Source organism: Streptomyces sp. SID14436, from assembly GCF_010548465.1.
Taxonomy (GTDB): Bacteria; Actinomycetota; Actinomycetes; order Streptomycetales; family Streptomycetaceae; genus Streptomyces.
The window spans coordinates 1-4,084 of the sequence record NZ_JAAGMD010000103.1 but is presented as its reverse complement, the minus strand read 5'-3'; the positions used below and the strand labels follow the sequence as shown (position 1 = coordinate 4,084).

At 75.4% G+C, this 4,084-nt stretch carries 4 protein-coding genes; 3 read left to right on the top strand and 1 reads right to left on the bottom strand.

Annotation, left to right across the window (positions count from 1 at the left end):
• Positions 1 to 184: 184 nt before the first annotated feature.
• The 3 genes from G3I53_RS04085 (at position 185) to G3I53_RS04075 (ending at position 3,280) form a co-directional block, all read left to right on the top strand.
• Entirely contained in the window at positions 185 to 1,015 is an 831-nt protein-coding gene (locus tag G3I53_RS04085) for a PP2C family protein-serine/threonine phosphatase (protein WP_164337695.1), read from the top strand.
• Positions 1,016 to 1,065: 50 nt separating this feature from the next.
• Positions 1,066 to 2,094 (top strand): MASE1 domain-containing protein, encoded by a 1,029-nt coding sequence (locus G3I53_RS04080; protein ID WP_164337694.1) that lies wholly within the window; start codon positions 1,066 to 1,068, stop codon positions 2,092 to 2,094.
• Between the two features lie 148 nt (positions 2,095 to 2,242).
• On the top strand, positions 2,243 to 3,280 hold the full coding sequence (locus G3I53_RS04075; RefSeq protein ID WP_164337693.1) for a class I SAM-dependent methyltransferase: 1,038 nt from the start codon (positions 2,243 to 2,245) through the stop codon (positions 3,278 to 3,280).
• Positions 3,281 to 3,302: 22 nt separating this feature from the next.
• Here G3I53_RS04075 and G3I53_RS04070 read toward each other — a convergent pair whose 3' ends face one another.
• On the bottom strand, positions 3,303 to 4,001 hold the full coding sequence (locus tag G3I53_RS04070) for a YoaK family protein (protein ID WP_164438020.1): 699 nt from the start codon (positions 3,999 to 4,001) through the stop codon (positions 3,303 to 3,305).
• Between the last annotated feature and the right edge of the window lie 83 nt (positions 4,002 to 4,084).

Here is a 4,084-nt window from a genome sequence, read left to right as displayed (position 1 = left end):
GGGCGGGGACCCGGGCCCGGCCTCCGGGCCGCGGCGGGCCGTCCGCCGCGGGGGCCGGGGAGGACCGCACACGGACTGGCTGCCCCCCACTGACCGGCACTATGATCCGATACACCCGGACAGGTACCTTTCGCCCGGAGGGCGATCACGGGCCTCCTCGTCCTCGGCCCCGAGTGAGTGATCCATGTCCCGTACCGGCCCCGCGGACGACGGCGACGAGTTGCTGACCAGACTCGGGACGCTGACCGCCCAGGCACGCGCGCAGGCCGAGGTGCAGCGCTCCCGGGTCGAGCTGGCCGTCGCCCTCCAGCGCGGCATGCTGCCCCGGGACCTGCCCGAGGCGCCCGGAGTGCACCTGGCCGTCCGCTACGCGCCCGCCTACCAGGGCCTCAACGTCGGCGGCGACTGGTACGACGCCTTCCCCATGCCCGACGGCCGGATCGCCCTGTCGATCGGCGACGTGCAGGGGCACAACATCGAGGCGGCGGCCTTCATGGGCCAGGTGCGGGTCGGCCTGCGGGCCCTCGCCTCCGTCACCGGGGAACCCGGGGAGCTGCTCGCCCGGACCAACGACCTGCTGCTGTCGCTGGGCTCGTCGCTGTTCGCCACCTGCACCTTCATGCGGCTCGACCCCGCCAGCGGGGTGCTGGAGAGCGCGCGGGCCGGCCACCTGCCGTGCGTGTGGGCCACGGCGGACGGCCGGTCGGGCGTCACCGCCGACGAGGGGGGCCCGCCGCTGGGTGTCCAGCCCGGCGCGGTCTACCCCGTCACCCGCTACCGGCTGACCACGGGCGGGGTGTTCGTGATGCTCACCGACGGTGTGGTGGAGGGGCCGTCGATGCCGCTCGACGAAGGGCTGGGGCAGGTCGTGCGGCTGGCGGGCATCGCGGCCGTCGCCGCCATGGACGCGGACGCGCTGGCCGCCTCCGTGATCAGAGGCGCGGAACGGGTGGGGCACGACGACGACGCCGCCGTCCTGGTCCTCGCGCACGACCCGCGAACCGCTGCGCCATAGGGCGGCGGCCCGCCGCTCCCGCCTCGCAGACGGCGCGGCGCCGGTGTCTCATGTCTGATGTGACGACCAGCCTGGATCCGCGGGCAGCCGCCGTCTTCACCGTACGGACGCTGGCGATCGCCGCCTGCTACTTCGCCGCGGGACGGCTGGGCCTGCTGCGCGAACTGGTCATCCAGGACTCGGTCGTCAGCCCTATCTGGCCGCCCACCGGCGTCGCGACGGCCGCGCTGCTGATCTACGGCCTGGGGGCGTGGCCGGGGATCTCGCTGGGCGCCTTCGCGGTCATCCTGTCCCTCACGACCTCCCCCGAGCCCTCCGCCCTCGGCCTGGTCGCCGGCAGCACCGCCGCCCCGGTGTGCGGCTACCTGATGCTGCGCCGGGTGGGCTTCCGCACCGACCTGGCCCGCCTGCGGGACGGGCTGGCCCTCGTCTTCCTGGGCGCCTTCGGCGCCATGCTGATCAGCTCCGGCACCGGGGCCGGGCTGCTCGCGGCGACGACCGGGATCGGCGAGCAGAACTTCTGGGCGCTGTGGCTGGCGTGGTGGGTGGGCGACGCGATGGGGGTACTGATCGTCACCCCGGTCCTGCTGCTCCTGTGGCAGCTGCGGCTGCGCCGACCGTGGCGGTGGGACCGGTGGAAGGAGGCGGTGGGCCTGGCACTCATCGCGTGCTGCCTGGTGCCGGTCGCCACCCGCAGCCCCGCCAGCCTGCTGTTCCTGGTGTACCCGCTGGTGATCTGGGCGGCCCTGCGCTTCCAGCTGCCGGGCAGCATGCTGTGCGTGCTGCTGGCCTCCGTGATGGCCACCGTCGCGGCGACGGACCGGGCCGGCCCCTTCCGGGAGCTGAACCGGGTCGAGGTGATGCTGAATCTCCAGGCGTTCAACGGGGCGATGGCCCTGACCGCCCTGCTGCTGTCCGCGATGATCACCGAACAGCACAACACCAGACGGTCGGTGGAACGGGCCTGCCAGGAGCTGATGGAGGTGCTGGAGCACCTGACCGCCGGGGAGAGCGGCCCCGGGCGCCCCGACAGGCGGCCGCGGGCGCAGCATCCGCCGCAGGACCGCGACAGCACCTGAGGCCCGGACCGGGCGGGCCGCCCACCGGGCGCGCGGCCGTCACCGGTGGCGGCCGGCGGCGCCCTGACTAGGGTGAAGGAGGGGGCAGAGCTGCCGGAGCGAGGTGCGTATGAGCGGGTCGGACACCCCCCAGGTCGGTGAAGGTGCCATGGGGCACGGGTACGCCCGGCACTCCCGCGTGCAGCACCGCGCCGCCGACCACGGGATGCCCCTGCTGCGCCGCGCCCTGGAGACGATGGCCGTGCCGCGCGACGGCTCCCCGTTCCGGGTCGCGGACCTCGGTGCGGCGGCCGGGACGAACTCGCTGGCCCCGCTGCGTGCCGTGGTCGAGGGGGTGCGTGCCCGCACCGGTGCCCGCACCCCGGTGACGGTGGTCCACACCGACATCCCGGCGAACGACTTCAACGCCCTGTTCGACACCCTCACCGGCTCCCCCGACTCCTACGCGCGCGAGCCGGACGTGTACGCCTGCGCGCAGGCCCGCTCCTTCTACGAACCGCTGTTCCCGACCGCGGAACTCCACCTGGCCTGGAGCGCGATCGCCGTGCACTGGCTCTCCCGGGTGCCCGGTCCGATCATGGGCCACGTCTTCAGCTCCCGGGCCACCGGCGCGGTGCGCGAGGCGCTGCGGGAGCAGTCCCGGCAGGACTGGGAGGCGTTCCTGACCCATCGGGCGCGGGAGCTGCGTTCCGGCGGTCAGCTCGTCGTCCTGGGCGGGGCGTGCACCGACGACGGCGCCAGCGGCGCCGAGGGCCTGATGGACGCCGCCGACGACGTCCTGGGCGACCTGGCGCGGCAGGGCCTGATCACGTCGGCCGAGTACGCGCGGATGACGATCCCTACCTGGAACCGCACCACCGAGGAGTTCCTCGCGCCGCTGCGCACGGAGCCGCTGGCCGAGGTGCTCCGGGTCGAGGAGCACGACCTGGTGGCCCTGCCCGACCTGCACCTGGAGCGGTTCGAGGAGAGCGGGGACGCCGCGGCCTTCGCCGAGGGGGTGACGGGCTTCTTCCAGGCGGCCTTCCAGCCGTCCCTGTTCAGCGCGCTCGACCCGGGACGGTCCGAGGCGGAGGTGGCCGCCGCGGCCGGGGCGCTCGCGGAGGGGCTGCGGGCCCGCGCCGCCGCCGACCCCAAGGCGATGGAGACCCACTGGCACGTGGTGGCGCTCCGGGTCACCCGCCGGTGACGCCGCCCCGCCCGGCGCCGTCTCACTTACCGGGCCGTCGCCGCGACGCCGGGTGCGCGACGTAGGCGCCCATGCCCGCCATGACGCCGGCGGCCGCCGCCAGCAGGGCCGCGGAGAGGCCCACCCGCAGCAGCAGGGTGCCGATCGCCGCCCCGCCGACGACGGCCATCAGGCCGGCCGCCCGGTACCGCTGCAGTTCGCCCCCGGTCCCCCCGCCCAGGGCCGAGGTCCGGATCAGGGTGACCAGGGTGCCGGTGACCAGGGTGGTGTTCAGCACCGCCCCGAGCCGCCACATCGTGGCGCTGCGCAGGCCCATCGCGAGGGCGGTCAGGGCGATCACCACCAGGTGCCGCGGCACCGGGTCGCGCTGGTCGACCAGGTCCAGGCCGATGGCCGTGACCCCCGCCGCGACCAGCAGGGTGGCCGCGGTGCTCGCCGAGGTGAACAGCCACAGGCGGTAGCGGCGGTCCGCCATCGCGGCACCCAGCCGGCTGCCGACGACGGCGCCCGCGGCGAACGCGGTGAGCGCCGTGCCGGACCCGAGCGGTTCCAGGCCGTCCGCGCCGGCGGCCGCGAAGCCGAGGAAGAGGAGGTTGCCGGTCATGAAGGCGGTGAAGATCTGCCCGAGCCCGAGGAAGGCCACGGCGTCGACGATCGCGGTGACGGCGGTGACCGCGACGAGCGCCTTCGGCAGCGGGTCGGACGAGGCGCGCGGGGTCATGCGCCCCGCCCCGGCGGCACCGCCCGGGAGCGGCGCCGTACGGCGGCGTCCGGCCGCCGTGCCCACCCGAACGGGCTACGGCG

Excerpts from the sequence above, each read along its gene's own strand:
- G3I53_RS04070 (WP_164438020.1), bottom strand. The coding sequence starts at position 4,001 with ATGACCCCGCGCGCCTCGTCCGACCCGCTGCCGAAGGCGCTCGTCGCG.
- G3I53_RS04075 (WP_164337693.1), top strand. The coding sequence starts at position 2,243 with ATGGGGCACGGGTACGCCCGGCACTCCCGCGTGCAGCACCGCGCCGCC.
- G3I53_RS04080 (WP_164337694.1), top strand. The coding sequence starts at position 1,066 with ATGTCTGATGTGACGACCAGCCTGGATCCGCGGGCAGCCGCCGTCTTC.
- G3I53_RS04085 (WP_164337695.1), top strand. The coding sequence starts at position 185 with ATGTCCCGTACCGGCCCCGCGGACGACGGCGACGAGTTGCTGACCAGA.